We start from the raw sequence: 18,110 nt of genomic DNA, 5'->3' as shown, positions 1-18,110 counted from the left end.
CTATATTGATGATTCGATTTCAGTTAAATCAGAAATACAATGAGGACATTTTGTAGCGTCAATATGAACTTCTGAATAACAATAAGGACATTTTTTTGTAGTAGGTTCTGCAACTGGTGCAGGTTTTCTCAATTTATTTATCCATTTAATTATTATGAATACAACGAAGGCCATTATTAGGAAGTTCAAAACTCCAGAAATAAATGTACCGTAATTTAATGTGGCTACATTAGCTTTCTGCGCAGCTTCTATTGTTGCATATTTTTTCCCATCTAATGCAATGAATAATTTACTAAAATCAATGCGTTTTGTAAATATGCTAAGTATTGGCATGACAATATCATTAACCAATGAATTAACTATTCCATTAAACGCACCACCTATAATAATACCCACTGCCATATCGATCATATTGCCTTTCAATGCGAAATTTTTAAATTCTTTTAACATAGTTTCCTCCATTTTATTTATACCGATAGCCTCTTGTATTGGTATTAAATCGCTATCTTGATAGTATCAAAAATTTATAATGTATATTCATTATAATACATTTTTTTCGTTATATAAATAGACAATCATTACTAGTATTTTAAAATTAATAAAACAGGTTTATAGGATGGATTAGTAGAATTGCAACAAACAAAGACCATAGATTGGAAAAGGAAAGAAGAAAGTAGAGAGAAGATTCATGAAGTAATAGTAGACGAATTAGAGTAGCTTAAAATCAATTATATTATTTGTTGGCATAATTATATGAATATAGTTGAAGTCAGTGGGTATCAATAAAATGATTAAAATTAGATGTACTAATTATATGAAAGGAGATATAATAATGGTTGAGAAGAGAACTGGCTTAGTAACTATGGGAGGCAATCATGTAACTCTTATAGGCAAAGAAATTAAGGTAGGAGATGAAGCACCAGATTTCACTGTACTTAATGGGGATTTAGAAGAATATTCTTTAAAGGATATAGGAGATAAAATAAAGATAATTAGTGTAGTCCCATCATTGGATACAGGAGTATGTGAGATGCAAACTATGCGATTTAACGAGGAAGCTTCACAATTAGAAGATGTTGTCATACTAACTATGAGTGTAGATTTACCTTTTGCACAGAAAAGATTCTGCAGTACTCATAGCATAGATAAGGTCATTACATTATCTGATCATAGAGATCTTTCCTTTGGTATGAATTACGGATTTGTTATGGAAGAGCTAAGGCTTCTGAGCAGAGGTATAGTAATTCTAGATAGAGATAATGTGGTACGATATGTTGAGTACGTAAAGGAAGTTGGAACACATCCAAATTATGATAAGGTAATAGAAGAAGCAAAAGAGCTTGTATAATGCAATGATGATGAAATGAAGACGAGGGTTATCAGAATTAACAGAGCAAGTTGCCATATCTAGTGATGGCGATAAATTTAGTATAAAATAATTATTGGAATATCAAAGAAGTTTACTTTATAAAAGAATCTGTATGATTTGAGAAAAGATAAAAAATACCCTGCTATTAATAGCAGGGTATTTTTTATGTACGGTTCAAACCAATAAGCAATACGATACAATTATATTTTTTAACAAAAGCGTATTGACAGAACCAATACATTTTAGATACAATAAATATAAAGTATAAAGTGTATCTATAAAAATAAAGGGGGAGGAATATGATGAAAGATATAACATGTGAATTAAATAGCAAGCTTAAAGGTGGAGTAATAATGGATGTGGTTAATGCTGAACAGGCTAGAATTGCTGAAAAGGCTGGTGCAGTATCTGTTATGGCGTTGGAAAGAGTCCCAGCGGATATCAGAAAAGAAGGTGGAGTAGCTAGGATGTCAGATCCAAAGTTGATAGAGGAAATATTAAATGAGGTTTCTATTCCTGTAATGGCAAAAGTAAGAATTGGACATTTTGTCGAGGCACAAATTTTAGAATCAATTGGAGTTCATTACATAGATGAAAGCGAGGTATTAACTCCAGCTGATGATGATTTCCATATAGATAAGGGAAAATTTAGCACACCATTTGTTTGTGGAGCAAGAAATTTAGGAGAGGCATTGAGACGTATTAGAGAAGGAGCTTCCATGATAAGGACTAAAGGAGAAGCTGGAACGGGGAATGTAGTTGAAGCAGTAAGACATATGAGAACTGTTATGTCACAAATTAGAAGACTTGAGAATATGCCTAAAGAAGAACTAATGACTGTTGCAAAGGAAATGGCAGCGCCTTATGAATTGATACTATATGTAACTGAAAATGGGAAATTACCAGTATTAAATTTTGCAGCAGGAGGAATAGCCACACCGGCAGATGCTGCTTTGATGATGCAGCTAGGTTGTGATGGTGTTTTTGTAGGTTCAGGTATATTCAAATCTAAAAATCCAGAGAAAAGGGCAAAAGCCATAGTTGAAGCCGTTAAAAATTATGATAATTCAAAGGTATTAGCAGAGGTATCAAGAGATTTAGATAAAGCAATGACAGGCATAGAGATTGATCAGCTGCCAGAGGAAAATTTATTTGCAAAAAGGTAATAAACCAAAAGTGTTAAACTTTGTAGGGAATCCAACAATTAGGATATAGTTCATTTATAGCTATATGAAAAGCATATCTTAAATATTATAGTAAAATTTAATATTTAGAGGTATGCTTTTTTTAATTTGGAATAATCCTTTCTTTATTATATAATTAATGAGAAATGATAATTAGGAAGGTGTGAATTGATGGACTACCTAAAGGGTTTAAATGATAGACAAAGAGAAGCCGTTCTTCATGAGGGAGGGCCTTTATTAATTTTAGCAGGAGCAGGATCAGGGAAAACTAGAGTATTGACTCATAAAATAGCGTATTTAATCGAAGAAAGAAGGATTTTCCCTGGAAATATATTGGCGATAACCTTTACCAATAAGGCAGCAAACGAAATGAAGGATAGAATTGGCAATTTATTGGATAATAATGTAGAAGATATATGGATGGGTACTTTTCACTCCGTATGTGTAAGGATACTCAGACGTGATATAAATAGAATTGGATTTGAAAGAAGCTTTTCAATATATGATAGAGATGATCAGATAACACTTATGAAAGAATGTATAAAAGAAAGAAATCTAAACAAGGAAATGTATAAGGAAAGGTCTGTTCTTAGTAAAATTAGTGAATTAAAGGACAGCATGGTACATTCAGATACATATATAAATGAGAATTATAGTGATTATTACTTAAGAAATATTGGTGAGTTATATGCTCTATATGAGAAAAAACTTAAAAGCAATAATGCATTAGATTTCGATGACTTGATTATTAAAACTGTAGAGCTATTTAGGACAAACCCAGAAGTATTAGACTATTATCAAAAGAAATTTAAATATGTATTTGTAGATGAGTTTCAAGATACTAATAAGACTCAGTATGAGTTGGTTAGGTTGATAACAAGCAAACACAAGAATATATGTGTAGTAGGGGATGAGGACCAATCAATCTTTGGTTGGAGAGGAGCAGATATAACTAATATCTTAAACTTTGAAAAGGATTTTTCAAGTAGTAAAATTATTAAATTAGAGCAAAACTACAGATCTACTAAAAAGATACTAAAGGTAGCAAACCATGTCATAAAGAATAACTTTGATAGAAAAGATAAGAACCTATGGACTGATAATGAGGAAGGAAGTCAGGTAGTAGTTGAGAATCTATTAGATGCACAAGATGAGGCCTATTTTGTAGCTAATAAAATTGAAAAGTTAGTAAGTGATGGCTATGAACTTTCGGATTTTGCGATACTTTATAGAACCAATGCTCAATCAAGATCTTTTGAAGAATCATTTATGAGGAGAAATATACCATATAAATTAGTTGGTGGATTGAGATTTTATGATAGAAAAGAGATAAAGGATATAATGGCATATCTAAAGATGATTCAAAATCCAGCTGATGATATTTCCTTAAAAAGGATTATAAATGTTCCTAAAAGAGGAATAGGTAAAGCTACTATAGAAAAGATTGAAGAATATGCAAATCAAATTGATGAGAATATGTATAGTGTATTATTAGAAATAGATAACATACCAAAACTATCAACAAGAGCAAAGAATAATATAAAAACTTTTGTGGATATAATAAACAAGTTTATGGCTATGAGTGAGGTAGTGAGTGTAAATGAATTTATTGAAAAGATAGTTTACGGTATAGGCTATATTAAACAATTAGAAGATGAAGGAAGCATTGAGTCTCAAACTAGACTGGAAAATATAAAAGAATTTATATCTGTAGCAGTAGATTTTGAAGTCAATAATCCAGATGGGACACTAGAGGATTTTCTTGCCAATGTATCTCTACTTTCTGATGTTGATAAGACAGAAGATGTTGATAATTCAATAACTCTATTGACAATACATTCCGCGAAGGGACTAGAGTTTCCTGTTGTATTCTTAGTAGGTATGGAGGAAGGATTATTCCCAATATCTAGGGCTATAGATAATGAATCGGAACTGGAAGAGGAGAGAAGGTTATGTTATGTAGCTATAACTAGAGCCGAAAAGTTACTGTTTATAACTCATTCAAAGATAAGAACTATATATGGTAAGACTGAGTATTCATATCCATCACGTTTTTTAAAGGAAATGCCGAAGGATTTGATAGAACCTTCTATTAGCAATGGGAAATCCATTAATAGAACAAAAGAAAAGGATGATGAAAGATTGGTTAATTTTGTGGATTATTCTAAAAAGGCTAAGCCTACTATTAATAGACCAATGCCAAAACAAAATGTGAACAGTTCAGAAGTGAAAGTAGGAATAAAGGTTAGCCATAAAAAATGGGGTATAGGAACCATAGTACAAGTAAAGGATAAAGATAACGATAAAGAAATAGTAATTGCATTTGATAAAGTAGGACTAAAGAGACTACTATTATCAATTGCTCCTATAGAAATAATGAAAGGATAGTAGTGTTATGGATAAGATGAAAAGAATGGAAGAACTTATACACACTATAAATGAGTTAAATTATTACTATTATACTTTGGATAATCCTAAGGTAAGTGATAAGGAATATGATGTTCTTTATGATGAACTAGTTAAATTGGAAAAGGAGACAGGCGTAGTTAAGGAATATTCTCCTACTCAACGAGTTGGAGGAGAAATACTAGATAAGTTTGAAAAACATGTTCATATAGGTAGGCTTTTAAGCTTGGATAAAAGCCAAGATTATGGTAATTTGAGAAATTGGGACACTAGAGTAAGACGAATGATTGCGGATTACAATAAGCATCATGATGATAAATTACCTTCTCCAACTTATATAGTAGAGTATAAGTTTGATGGACTTACAATTAATTTAACCTATAGAAATGGAGTGTTAGTACAAGGTACGACCAGAGGTAATGGAACTATAGGGGAAGCTATTTTACCACAGATAAAGACTATTAAAAATATCCCTTTGAGTATTAACTATAAAGGAACTATGGAAATACAAGGAGAGGGACTGATGCCACTATCGGCTTTCAAGGAATACAATAAAACAGCAGATGGACCATTGAAGAATGCACGAAATGCAGCTGCAGGAGCATTAAGGAACTTGAATCCTAAAATTACATCTAGTAGAAATCTAGTAGGTTATTTCTATAGCATAGGATATATCGAAGGAAAAGAATTCAAAACGCATATGGAGATGTTGGAATTTATAAGAAACAATAGACTTCCTGTATATGATTATGTAAAAGAATGTAGTTCCATAGATGAGGTTATAGAGGAAATAGAAAAGATAGATGAAGAAAGACATAAAATAGATATACTAACTGATGGAGCGGTTATTAAGATAGACGATATGAAAACTAGAGAAGTATTAGGATATACTATGAAATTTCCACGTTGGGCTATGGCCTATAAATTTGAAGCAGAAGAAGTCACAACTAAGTTAATAGGTATTCAGTGGAATGTAGGTAGAACTGGCAAGGTCACTCCTAGTTCAATACTCGAACCTGTTGAAATTGCAGGAGCTACCGTAAGAAGAGCAACTTTAAATAACTATGATGATATAAAGAGAAAAAAGGTAGCTATAGGTTCAAGGGTGTTGGTTAGAAGATCTAATGAGGTCATTCCTGAGATATTAGGAGTAGTGGACTCAGATGAAGAGGTTCAAGAAATAGAAAAACCTACTCATTGTCCTGCTTGTAATTCGGAGTTGATACAGGATGGAGTTCATATATTTTGTCCTAATTCATTATCATGTAAGCCACAATTAGTATCCAGAATAGTTCATTATTCTAGTAGAGATGCCATGAATATTGAAGGATTTAGTGAGAAAACAGCGGAAAAGCTATTTGAGGAATTGGACTTAAAGGATATACCTCAAATCTATGAGATTAAATATGAGGATTTAATAGAATTAGAAGGTTTCCAAAAAAAGAAATCTCAAAATTTAATTGAAGCTATTGAAAAAAGCAAAGATTGTAATTTGGATGCATTTATATATGCACTGGGAATACCAAATGTAGGGAAGAAAACAGCTGAAGATTTAGTTGAACATTTTAAATCTCTAGAAAATATCAAAAATGCTACATATGAAGAGCTGATGGCTATAACAGATATTGGACCTAAGATTGCTGAGAGCATAGTAGAATTTTTCCATGATGAAAGAATTCTCAATAGTATAGATAAGCTGCTGGCGGAAGGTGTTAATCCTCGCTATGAAGAAAAAGAAGTAAAAGAGTCTATATTTACTGAAAAGAACGTAGTTCTAACTGGAACAATTAAGACCTATACACGAAAGGAATTAAAGGAGATAGTAGAAGAAATGGGAGGCAATGTAACAGGTTCAGTTAGCAAGAATACTGATTATGTAATAGTAGGGGAAAATCCAGGTTCTAAATATGATAAGGCAGTGGAATTAGAAATTGAAATAATAGATGAGAAGAGACTATTGGAGATAATTGAATAATTGATTTTTCCATATGAAAAATGATAAAATGATAAGGTTAAAAGATATACCTTGATCAAGGTTAGGCTTATCTTTCTAAATATGTCTTATAAGCGTGAGAAAGGAGGGTAATAAATGGTTTCGAAAAAAGATGTAAAACATATAGCTGAATTAAGTAAGCTGGAATTCTCTGATAAAGAATTAACTTATTTTACTGAGGAATTTTCGAACATTGTAGAATATGTAGGGGAATTAAAAGGAATTGATATTGATGAAGTAGAACCTACTTATAATATAAGCTCCAAAATTCAACCTTTAAGAGAAGATAATATAAAACCAAGTTTACCTAGAGAAGAAGTACTTAAAAATGCGCCTGAAGAGCAATATGGTTATTTTAGATTGCCAAGGGTGATGGATTAGAGAGAGGTGAAAGAATGGACATTACAAGTTTAACTGCAATAGAAATGAGAGAAAATCTTTTAAATAAAAAGATATCCAGTACTGAAATAATTAAGGCTCATTTTGATAAAATTGAGAAAATGGAGCAAGACATAAATGCCTTTATAACGTTAACTAAGGAAGAAGCCTTGGAGGCAGCAAATAGAGTAGATGAAAAGATAAAGAATGGAGAAGATGTAGGACTATTAGCCGGTATCCCAGTAGCAGTAAAGGACAATATAAGTACCAATGGTATTAGAACTACCTGTGGCTCTAAAATGCTTAGAGATTACATACCTCCTTATGAGGCAACGGTTATTGAAAAGATAAAAAGTGAAGATGGAATAATAGTAGGAAAGACCAATATGGATGAGTTCGCCATGGGTTCGTCTACTGAAACATCATACTTTGGACTAACTAGAAATCCTAATGATACTGAAAGAGTACCTGGAGGTTCTAGTGGAGGATCTGCTGCAGCAGTAAAAGCTGAAGAGGTGCCTTTGGCTTTAGGAACGGATACTGGTGGTTCTATAAGACAACCTGCAAGTTTTTGTGGAGTTGTAGGGATTAAGCCTACATATGGTTTAGTATCCAGATATGGAGTAATACCTATGGCAAATTCACTAGATCAAGTAGGACCTTTTGGAAGAAATGTTTCAGATGCAACATTATTATTAAAAGTTGTTGCGGGATATGATGAAAGAGACTCAACATCTATGGATGTAGACATCATTGATTATTTAGCAAATATAGGTGATGATATAAAAGGCATGAAGGTGGCTATACCAAAAGAATATATTGATTTAGAAATTGATAGCAATATTAAAGATAGGTTTATAAAAGCTATTAAATTATTTGAAGATTTAGGAGCGGAAGTAGATGAAATATCATTACCAAATTTAAAATATGGATTATCAAGTTATTATATAATTTCGACCTCAGAGATTAGTTCCAATATGTCCAGGTTTGATGGTGTACGATATGGCTACAGAGCCAAAGATTATTCGAATTTGGATGAACTATACAAAAAAACTAGATCAGAAGCCTTTGGAGATGAAGTGAAGAGAAGGATAATGTTAGGAACATATTCTTTAAGTAAAGGCCATGCTGATGAATATTATAAAAAGGCACTGAAGGTAAGAACTCTAATTAAGAATGATTTTGACAAAGCATTTGAAAAATATGACATAATATTAGGGCCAACAACACCAAATTTACCTTTTAAAATGGGAGAAATAACAGATCCAATTACCATGTATAAATCTGATTTATTTACTGTAGCAACTAATCTGGCAGGAATCTGTGCATTATCCATGCCTTGTGGCTATGCAGAAGGATTGCCTGTTGGGCTACAAATAATTGGAGATAGATTCAAAGAAATAAACATATTAAAAGCTGCTTATACTTTAGAAAAGAATTTAGGGGGTGTTAGGTAATGGCATATAAAACTATAGTAGGTTTAGAGATTCACGTCGAACTTATGACTAAAACTAAAATATTCTGTAATTGTGCTAATGAATTTGGCGGAGATGCTAACACCCAATGTTGTCCTGTATGTTTAGGATTACCGGGAGCCCTTCCAGTGTTAAACAAATCAGTAGTAGAATATGCCATAAGGGCAGGATTAGCTTTCAATTCCCAAATTGCTATGAATACCATGATGGATAGAAAAAATTATTTTTATCCTGATTTGGTAAAAGGATATCAAATAAGTCAAGCAGATGTTCCTTTATGTTCAGAAGGATATATAGAGGTAGATACTGAAAACGGACTTAAGAAGATAAGGTTAATAAGAATTCACATAGAAGAAGATACCGGTAAGTCCATTCATACGGAAGCTGGTGATTCTCTATTGGATTATAATAGAGCTGGGGTTCCTTTGATTGAAATAGTTACTGAGCCTGATATAAATACAAAGGAAGAAGCCCAAGATTTTCTTGAAAAATTAAAGGCAACATTACAATATCTTGAAGTTTCAGATTGTAAAATGGAGGAAGGTTCTTTAAGGTGTGATGTCAATTTAAATGTTGTAGATACTGAAAAGGGTACAAAGACCAAAATATCTGAGCTTAAGAATTTGAATTCATTTAGTGCGGTAGGAAAAGCGATAGAATATGAAGAAAAAAGACATATTGAATTATTAGAGAAAGGGAAAAATACACGTAAGGAAACAAGAAGATGGAATGAAATGGAAAATAAAACTGTGCTCATGAGAAGTAAAGAGGAAGTCGCAGACTATAGATATGGAGCTGAGCCAGATATAGCTCCTATTAAGATAGATGAAGATTGGATTGAAGAGATAAGAAACAATCTACCAGAATTACCGGAGCATAAGAAAGCGAGATTTATGGATAAATATGATCTTCCAGAATACGATGCTGGTGTATTAACTCAATCCAAAGAACTGTCCATATTCTTTGAAGAAACTGTCAAACTATCAAAAGATCCTAAGCAGGTAAGCAACTGGATAATGGGAGATGTATTGAGAAGATTAAATGATGAAGAGATAGAAGTAGAAGATCTAAGATTTGAAGCTAAGGATTTAGCTGACCTTCTAAGGCTAATAGATGATGGTAAGATAAGCAATAATATAGGGAAGAAAGTCTTCAGGGAAATGTTTGAAACAGGCAAGAAACCAGAAACGATAGTTAAGGAAAGAGGTTTAATTCAGATTAATGATGAAGATGAGCTAAAGAAAATAGTTGAGAAGGTATTAGAGGAAAATGAACAATCCATTATAGACTATAAGAATGGTAAGGATAGAGCCCTAGGATATCTAGTAGGACAGACAATGAAAGTCACAAGAGGAAAGGCTAATCCTCAAATGGTAAATAAGATGATAAGAGATATAATAAGTGAGAAATGATGAAATCTATTCAGATTTCATCATTTTTATTATTAGGATAATCTTTAATAAACTCAATAAGTGTGTATTAAAAGTGTTTGCATTCTGATACAATATACTTGTACAATAATTAGGATATAATATTGGCAAGGAGGATTTTTATATGGAAATAGGTAAATTACCAAATGAAATTTTGAGTAAAATAGTATTTAATAATATAAAAAATAAAAGAAAGGAAGTTCTAGTAGGTGCTGCTATAGGGGAAGATAATGCAATATTAGATTTTGGAGATGAAGTTTGCATTGTATCCTCTGACCCTATAACAGGGGCTACTAAAGATATAGGCAGATTATCAATACATATATCCTGTAATGATGTATCAAGTAGTGGAGCAGAACCTATAGGAGTTCTTTTAACTATTTTAGCTCCTCCATATATAACTGAGGATGATATAGAAGTTATAATGAAAGGAGCAGGAGAAGCTTCCAAAGAATTGAATGTAGAGATTATTGGCGGACATACTGAAATTACAGACGCTGTAAATAGGGTGGTTATCTCTACTACAGTTATAGGAAAACAAAAAAAGAAAAAGATGATAAATTCAAAAGACGTTAAAGTAGGAAATAAGATACTCATGACTAAATATGCTGGCATTGAAGGAACTGCAATAATAGCAAAGGAATTGAATGATTATCTAAAAGGTAAAGTGGATGAAGAAAGAATAGTTGAAGCAAAAAATATGTATAATATGATATCTGTTGTAAAAGAAGGAGTAATATGCGGGAATATAGGAGTAAATTATATGCATGATATCACTGAAGGAGGAATATTGGGAGCTGTATGGGAAGCTGCTGTAGCGACTAATAGAGGCGTAAAAATATATAAAGACTTAATTCCTATGAAAAATGTTACTGCGGTAATATCAAACATTTTAAATATAAATCCTTACAGATTAATTTCCAGTGGTAGTATGCTTATTATTGCTGATGAAAAAAAGGTTAATATACTTGAAAGCAAATTGAAAGAAAATGGTACTAAAGTCACTGTAATAGGAGAGGTAATAGATGAAGGAATATTAATAGAGGAGGATGGAAAGATAAAGGACATAGAAGCACCATCAAGCGACGAATTATATAAAGCACTTTCCATATTATATTGAATATTACATTATTATTACAAAAATTCCATTTCATTGACATAATAGCTTATGAAATGATATAAATAATTTAGGCGTGGAATAGCACAAAAGATGATGTAGAAAGGGGCAATCAGTATGAAGAAATGGAAAGTGTTTCTATCCTTTTTGTTTATACTAATATTCATTACCTCTACTGCAATTGCAGCTAATTCTAGCAATGATATTTTGGTTAGTATCAATGGAGAAAAAGAATCAGTAAGAGAAGTACCAGTCGTTATGGATGGACAAGCAATACGCTTAGATATGCCATCTTTTATTACAAATGGTACCACTTTTGTACCTGTAAGGTTTATAGCAGAACATTATGGAGCAGAAGTTGACTGGGAACAAAGCACAAGGACAGCTACTATTACTACTGAAGATAAGAAAATAGAGTTAAGTATTAATAAGTCAGATGTATTTGTTAATGGAGAAAAGGTAGTGTTGGATAGCGCTTGGATTCCTAAACTTGTAACTTTTAATGTTGGAAATTCAAGAACTGATTCTAGAACTATGGTACCATTGAGATTTGTTTCGGAAACACTGGGATATGAAGTAGGATATGATGAAACAAATAGATTGCCATTTATCAATACTGCTAAGAATGGGGATGAAGATAAGGATGAAAACACTAATACTAGTCAAGTAACAAATGTTGTAGTAGAAAAAGGAAGTACTAATAAGCCAAAGGTAACAATACAAGGGACAGAAAAATTAAATTATTCTACATTATCATTGAAAAATCCTACTAGATTGGTTATAGACATTGAAAATGCAACATTAAATGTAAAGGATATACCTTTTGAAGATGGAATAGGTAAAATTGATGTAAATAATGGTCCAATCAAAAGGATGAGTGTATCTCAATTTTCTAAAGAGCCAAATGTAGTCAGGATAGTTCTTAATTTAACTGAAGAGGCTGATTTTGATCTAGTGTCAGGTGATGATGGCAAGTCATTAACTCTTTCTTTTGTAAACAAAGTAAAAAAGATTGAAAAGGAAGAAATAGACGGAAAGGAAGCCATAGTTATTCACAATACTAATAAAGCTGAAATAAGAACAATGAATTTAACAAATCCAGAAAGAATAGTTGTTGATTTATTGGATTCCTCATTAGAGGGTGGAAATTATTTTGAATACGACTATAGTTTAGGAGTTGTTAAAGGTGTAAGAGTATCGCAATTTGTCCCAGATAATCTTTATAAGCCTAATGATAGAATAGTAAGAATGGTATTAGATATTAAAGATGGGATTACTGATCCTGAAGTTAGTATCAATACATATGATGACAAGATGGTTATCATTCCAGAGGCTAATTTACAGGAAGCAATCGATTATTCTATGAAGGATGGTAATGGAGAAATTTCAATTAGTACAAATAAAAAAACAGATTATGATGTAAAATATAATGAAAAAGAGAAAACAATGGTAGTTGAAGTTCCATCTGATAGGTTAGATATAAAAGAGGGATTTCTAAGTATTAATGATGGTTTGGTTAATGATATAACAGTCAAAGAAGAGGACAATAAATATAAGATCATTGTATCATTTAGAAGAGGAATTGAATATACTGTTTTATCCAATTCCATGGATGATGAGATAATTTTAAACTTTAATAGTACTGAAGAAATAGAAACTTCTGATAAGACCATAGTAATTGATGCAGGGCATGGTGGACATGACCCAGGAGCAGTTCCTAATGGAGTTAAAGAGAAGGATGTAAATCTAGCAGTGGCATTGAAGCTTAATGAATCATTGCGAAATAAAGGTTATAACACCATAATGACAAGAGATGATGATAATTTCGTAGATTTAGATGAAAGAGCGAATATTGCTAATAGAAATCAAGCAGATATATTTATAAGTCTTCATTCTAATTCCATAGGTAATAGCGATATAAGTGGTATACAAGTATTATATTGTCCAGCTTTTGATTCTGAATTGAAAGAGAAAGACAATTATCCTTTATCAGATGCGCTTATGGATGAAATAATAAAGGGCACAGGAGCTGTTAATAAAGGAATACTTAAGAGACCACGCTTAGTAGTTTTAAGAAAGACAGCTATGCCTGCAGCATTAATCGAAATGGGATTTTTAACTAACTCTGAGGATGCAAAGAACTTGCAAGATGATGCTTATCAAGATATTATGGTTGATTCAATTATAAAGGGTATTGAAAGATACTTTGAAACATATTAATATATAGTATAGCGGAGACTTAGTCTCCGCTATATTTAAGTATCGGGGGGGATTTGAATGAGTGTTTTATTAGGGTATTTATTCATTTTTGTTGCAAGAGTATTAGATGTAACACTGGCAACTATTAGAATGTTGATGGTGGTACAGGGTAGAAAGATTCATGCTGCAGTTATTGGATTTTTTGAAATAATAATTTATATTACAGCATTAAACCAAGTAGTAAATAATTTGGACAATATAGGTAATTTACTAGCATATGGGTTAGGTTTTGCTTGTGGAAACTATGTAGGTATAACTTTAGAAAATAAGATTGGACTTGGAAATTTAGGAACTCAGATAATACTTAGAGATGATAACAATTCTGAATTAGTTAATTGTTTAAGAGATAGTGGATTTGGGGTTACTGTACTAGTAGGTCAAGGTAGAGAGGGTAACAGAGAAGTATTAAGTGTAGTTATTAAAAGAAAGGATTTAGGTAATCTAAAGAAGATAGTTTATGATTATGATCCTAAAGCATTTATTACCACAAATTCAATAAGTCCTATAAGTGGAGGTTATTTTTCAACTGTTAAAAAGAAATAATAATCATAGTATTGCTTATCCTCTAATATAATGTAATAAAACGTGAAGGGGGGTAAGTGATGGTAAATAAAAATAGAAGAATAATACTAATCCTATTGGTAGTATTGGTATTATGTATAATTATAATTAGTTGCAATAGAAATAAAGATGACAAAAGTTCGAGGATTTTAACTGAGGATGATGAAATTGAAATCATAAGATCAGATGAAGATTATGAATTTGAAGTAACAGATGATGAAAGCATAAGAGAAACAGTACTCTATTTTAAAGATAAGCAAGGATTACTTGTTCCTGTTATGAGAAAAATTCCATGGGAAGAAGGAATAGCTAAGCTTGCATTAAAAAATATGGTAGATAGTCCTGAATTAAGAGAAACTATTAGTTCTACTGGTTTATCTCCTATAATACCAACAGGAACTGAAATTTTAGGGATGTCTATAGATGAAGAAACTGGAATTTGCAAAGTAGATTTTTCTGAAGCAGTTTTAAACTGTGAAACGGAAAAAGATGAAGAGAATTTAATAAACGGTGTGGTCTATACATTAACCGAATTTCCAAATATAAATGAGGTCCAATTTTTAGTAGAAGGAGAAGTAGTTCCAACTTTTAAATTTGGAACTGAAACAGCTAGTTCATTTAAAAGAGAAAACATCAATTTAATAGGAGACTTAAATGAAGAAGGGTCAAAAGTAGTAGTATATTTTAAAGGGGAAAATTTTGAAGAAGAATTTCAGTATTACGTTCCAGTAACTATTCCAACTTTGGCACCAGTACCAAATATGTATACTGCTCTTGAATCTCTATTTGATGGGCCACCTATGGAATTAGGCCTTAGTTCCGATATTGCTGAGGGAGTAAACTTTCATGGAGTAGATGTTAGTGATGGAGTAGCATATGTAGATATTTCATTTGATTATGAGTATCCATCAGATGTAGATGTTGTACTCAATAATATGGCAAGAAATATTGCATTAACACTAAGTGAATTTAAAGAAATAGAGGAAGTAGAGTTACTCGTTGATGGAAAAACTCTAGAAGAGGCTGGTTTAGATGTTTACATAAATGATTCAGTACCAACCTTTGCCAATGAATATTAAGCTGTCTATAGACAGCTTATTTTTTTATTTGCAAAAATAGTTATAAATGATAAAATAAATTTGGACAATAATTAATACATCAAATATGAGGATGGAGAGACTAACAGATGAAAAGAAGAAGTTTAATACTATCCACAGGTAATCCTAATAAAGTAGAAGAGATAAAAAATATTTTAAGGAATTTACCTATAGATGTTATTTCAAAAGATAAAATAGGTTTCAAGGGTTTTGAAGTAGAAGAAGATGGAAATACTTTAGAAGAAAATGCAATAAAAAAAGCACAATCTTTAGTGGGAAAAGTAGACGGTATAATTATGGCTGATGATACTGGATTGTTTGTTGATCATTTAAATGGTGAGCCTGGAATAAATTCTGCTAGATATTCAGGTGCTAATGCTACATCTGAAAAGAATATTATAAAATTACTAAATAAATTAGAAGATGTTCCCATGGAAAAAAGAACAGCAACCTTTAAAACCGTTATTGCATTAATAACTGAAAAAGGCAATATTATTACTGTTACTGGGGAGTGTAAAGGCTATATTGGTTTTGAATTGAGAGGAAACAGTGGATTTGGCTATGATCCATTATTTATAGTAGAAGGCTATAATAAGACTTTTGCAGAACTTGGAGATATAAAAAATAAAATCAGCCATAGAGCAAAAGCATTAGATAAACTTAAGGTCGAAGTTATGAATATCCTAAAGGATGATGTATATGAAAATAGTAGTGATAAGTGATACGCATGGAAGAACAGATGAAGTTATTCATAAAGTGAAAAACATGAAAACACCAGATTTAATTGTGCATCTAGGAGATTATGTAGAAGATGGTGAAAAGATAAAGAAGGAAATTGGAGTAAGGACTGCTATCGTCAAAGGTAACGGAGACTTTTTCAATCAGGATTATGATGAAGACGAGATAGTAGAAGTAATGGGTAAAAGGATGCTTTTGACTCATGGACATAAGTATGAAGTTCGATATGGCACAAATAACTTACTATATAGAGCAGAGGAATTAAATGTAGATATAGTACTATTTGGGCATACCCATATACCCGTTATATTTGAAGAGTCGGGTATAATAATAATGAACCCTGGGAGCCCTTCTATACCTAGAGGTTATAAGAGAAGAAAGACACTTGGAATCATAGAAATTAAAGAAAAAATCAAGGCAAAAATAATAGAAATTGATGATTAAAAAACCAAAATAGCTATTGACAACATTAAGAATACCTGCTATAATCTTATATTGTCAGCAAGATTCGCATGAAAAGTAATGCGGGTGTAGCTTAATGGTAAAGCGCTGGCTTCCCAAGCCAGTAACGAGGGTTCGATTCCCTTCATCCGCTCCAGGAATTTTCATGGTGGATATGGCCTAGCTGGTTAAGGCGCCAGATTGTGGCTCTGGAGATCGTGGGTTCGAATCCCATTATCCACCCCATTTTTTTTACTGCAAATTTGACAAATAAAACTGAAATAATTTATTATGACCCATTAGCTCAGGCGGTAGAGCACCTGACTTTTAATCAGGGTGTCCGGCGTTCGAGTCGCCGATGGGTCACCATTTTATGCGGGAGTGGCGGAATTGGCAGACGCGCTAGACTTAGGATCTAGTGTCTTATGACGTGGGGGTTCAAGTCCTCTCTCCCGCACCATAATACACAATTGGCGAAAGCCAATTTTTTTAAACTCTTTTTGTTTTGGAGAGTGAAAAGATAACTATGAAAATAATATGGATGATATGGTTGGCTTTAATACTAATTTTTATATATAACTATGTACAAATAAGTAGGTTTTATATAAATAAACCAGTTTTTCATAGCAATAAAATATCTAATGATTTGAGGATTACCCAAATATCAGATTATCATGAAAATAGTTTAATCGATAAAAACAGGCTATTAGATAAAATTTTAAATTTTAATCCTCATATAATAGTTCTAACTGGGGATATTATTGATAGTAAAACTGAAGATATTGATTCTGTCTTGATGTTAATTGAAGAGATCTATCAAATAAATAAAAGAGTGTTTTTTGTTATTGGAAATCATGAGTTAAGAAATGTTCAAAGAGATAGATTTATTTCAAAGTTAAGAGAAATTGGAGTCATTATACTGGATAATGAAAATACAGTACTAGATATTAATGAATACAATATAAATATTATAGGTTTGAGTTTTTTTGCTAGTAGAGAAGATTACAAGAAGGTCATAAAGGGAATAGATATTAAAAATTTTACTATAATATTATCCCATTCACCAAGTAGACCTATATCATATGTATCAGGTATAGAGGATTTGATACTATCAGGACATACTCATGGAGGGCAAGTAAGATTGCCTTTAATAGGTGCATTAACAGTTCCAGGTCAAGGCTTGTTACCAGAATATGATAAAGGCGTTTTTGAATTAGGAGATACTATACTATATATAGATAGTGGGCTAGGCAACAGTGTATTTCCAATTAGACTTTTTAATAGAATCCAAATAAGCAATATAACGATTAGGAATTGACAATTTAATATTTACAGCTATAATATAATTAGATGTGCACCCGTAGCTCAACTGGATAGAGTCCTTGACTTCGAATCAAGTTGTTGGGGGTTCGAGTCCCTCCGGGTGTGCCAACCTTAATATTAAGTTTATAATAAGAGTAATAAAGGGGCTGTTTCAAAATAGAAAAGCCTTAAAAGAAAAACAGGTCGAAGAGCGCTAGCTCTGATATGATACTTCCAAAGTAGACAGTCTAATTAATTAAAATTAGATTTTCTACTAGGAGGTTTTTTTATGGGAAGAAAAGTAAAGTTTTGTAAGGAAGTAAAATTACAAGCTTGCAAAGATTATGAGGAAGGTATACA

General features: G+C 32.0%; 15 protein-coding genes and 5 tRNA genes. 19 read left to right on the top strand and 1 reads right to left on the bottom strand.

The window, feature by feature from the left end; genetic code table 11:
• Entirely contained in the window at positions 1-462 is a 462-nt protein-coding gene (gene mscL / locus K8M07_RS09535; protein ID WP_223378209.1) for a large conductance mechanosensitive channel protein MscL, read from the bottom strand.
• A 370-nt stretch (positions 463-832) separates the two neighbouring features.
• Here mscL and tpx point away from each other — a divergent pair, with 370 nt between their 5' ends.
• From tpx to K8M07_RS09440, 19 genes are all read left to right on the top strand, one after another.
• On the top strand, positions 833-1,348 hold the full coding sequence (tpx, locus tag K8M07_RS09530; protein WP_223378208.1) for a thiol peroxidase: 516 nt from the start codon (positions 833-835) through the stop codon (positions 1,346-1,348).
• Between the two features lie 320 nt (positions 1,349-1,668).
• Positions 1,669-2,535, top strand: coding sequence for a pyridoxal 5'-phosphate synthase lyase subunit PdxS (gene pdxS, locus K8M07_RS09525; protein WP_223378206.1), 867 nt, complete (start codon positions 1,669-1,671; stop codon positions 2,533-2,535).
• A 189-nt stretch (positions 2,536-2,724) separates the two neighbouring features.
• Positions 2,725-4,941 (top strand): DNA helicase PcrA, encoded by a 2,217-nt coding sequence (gene pcrA / locus K8M07_RS09520; protein ID WP_223378204.1) that lies wholly within the window; start codon positions 2,725-2,727, stop codon positions 4,939-4,941.
• Positions 4,942-4,948: 7 nt separating this feature from the next.
• Complete coding sequence (gene ligA, locus K8M07_RS09515; protein WP_223378202.1) at positions 4,949-6,934, top strand: NAD-dependent DNA ligase LigA; 1,986 nt, start codon at positions 4,949-4,951, stop codon at positions 6,932-6,934.
• Positions 6,935-7,048: 114 nt separating this feature from the next.
• Positions 7,049-7,333, top strand: coding sequence for an Asp-tRNA(Asn)/Glu-tRNA(Gln) amidotransferase subunit GatC (gatC, locus tag K8M07_RS09510; RefSeq protein WP_223378200.1), 285 nt, complete (start codon positions 7,049-7,051; stop codon positions 7,331-7,333).
• 14 nt (positions 7,334-7,347) lie between these two features.
• On the top strand, positions 7,348-8,787 hold the full coding sequence (gene gatA, locus K8M07_RS09505) for an Asp-tRNA(Asn)/Glu-tRNA(Gln) amidotransferase subunit GatA (RefSeq protein ID WP_223378198.1): 1,440 nt from the start codon (positions 7,348-7,350) through the stop codon (positions 8,785-8,787).
• Positions 8,787-10,217, top strand: a complete 1,431-nt coding sequence (gene gatB, locus K8M07_RS09500) for an Asp-tRNA(Asn)/Glu-tRNA(Gln) amidotransferase subunit GatB (RefSeq protein ID WP_223378189.1) — start codon at positions 8,787-8,789, stop codon at positions 10,215-10,217. Before gatA ends, gatB begins: the two co-directional genes overlap by 1 nt.
• A 142-nt stretch (positions 10,218-10,359) precedes the next feature.
• On the top strand, positions 10,360-11,355 hold the full coding sequence (locus K8M07_RS09495) for an AIR synthase family protein (RefSeq protein ID WP_223378180.1): 996 nt from the start codon (positions 10,360-10,362) through the stop codon (positions 11,353-11,355).
• Between the two features lie 114 nt (positions 11,356-11,469).
• A complete protein-coding gene (locus K8M07_RS09490) occupies positions 11,470-13,572 on the top strand; it encodes an N-acetylmuramoyl-L-alanine amidase family protein (RefSeq protein ID WP_223378178.1) in 2,103 nt (700 codons plus the stop codon).
• 57 nt (positions 13,573-13,629) lie between these two features.
• Positions 13,630-14,154, top strand: coding sequence for a DUF2179 domain-containing protein (locus tag K8M07_RS09485; RefSeq protein ID WP_223378176.1), 525 nt, complete (start codon positions 13,630-13,632; stop codon positions 14,152-14,154).
• 59 nt (positions 14,155-14,213) lie between these two features.
• On the top strand, positions 14,214-15,251 hold the full coding sequence (locus tag K8M07_RS09480; protein WP_223378174.1) for a GerMN domain-containing protein: 1,038 nt from the start codon (positions 14,214-14,216) through the stop codon (positions 15,249-15,251).
• A 107-nt stretch (positions 15,252-15,358) separates the two neighbouring features.
• Entirely contained in the window at positions 15,359-15,991 is a 633-nt protein-coding gene (gene rdgB, locus K8M07_RS09475; RefSeq protein ID WP_223378172.1) for an RdgB/HAM1 family non-canonical purine NTP pyrophosphatase, read from the top strand.
• A complete protein-coding gene (locus K8M07_RS09470) occupies positions 15,969-16,451 on the top strand; it encodes a metallophosphoesterase (RefSeq protein ID WP_223378170.1) in 483 nt (160 codons plus the stop codon). Before rdgB ends, K8M07_RS09470 begins: the two co-directional genes overlap by 23 nt.
• 80 nt (positions 16,452-16,531) lie before the next feature.
• Positions 16,532-16,605 (top strand) — tRNA-Gly (locus tag K8M07_RS09465).
• A gap of 12 nt (positions 16,606-16,617) precedes the next feature.
• A tRNA-His gene (locus K8M07_RS09460) sits at positions 16,618-16,694 on the top strand.
• A 47-nt stretch (positions 16,695-16,741) separates the two neighbouring features.
• Positions 16,742-16,817: transfer RNA gene (locus K8M07_RS09455), tRNA-Lys, on the top strand.
• Between the two features lie 6 nt (positions 16,818-16,823).
• Positions 16,824-16,908 (top strand) — tRNA-Leu (locus tag K8M07_RS09450).
• A 66-nt stretch (positions 16,909-16,974) separates the two neighbouring features.
• Entirely contained in the window at positions 16,975-17,766 is a 792-nt protein-coding gene (locus K8M07_RS09445) for a metallophosphoesterase (RefSeq protein WP_223378169.1), read from the top strand.
• Positions 17,767-17,802: 36 nt separating this feature from the next.
• Positions 17,803-17,879 (top strand) — tRNA-Arg (locus tag K8M07_RS09440).
• Positions 17,880-18,110 lie beyond the last annotated feature (231 nt).

Origin of the sequence: Schnuerera sp. xch1 (assembly GCF_019931165.1) — a bacterium.
Taxonomy (GTDB): domain Bacteria; phylum Bacillota; class Clostridia; order Tissierellales; family Tepidimicrobiaceae; genus JAIOUP01.
This window is presented reverse-complemented; position numbering and strand designations above follow the sequence as displayed.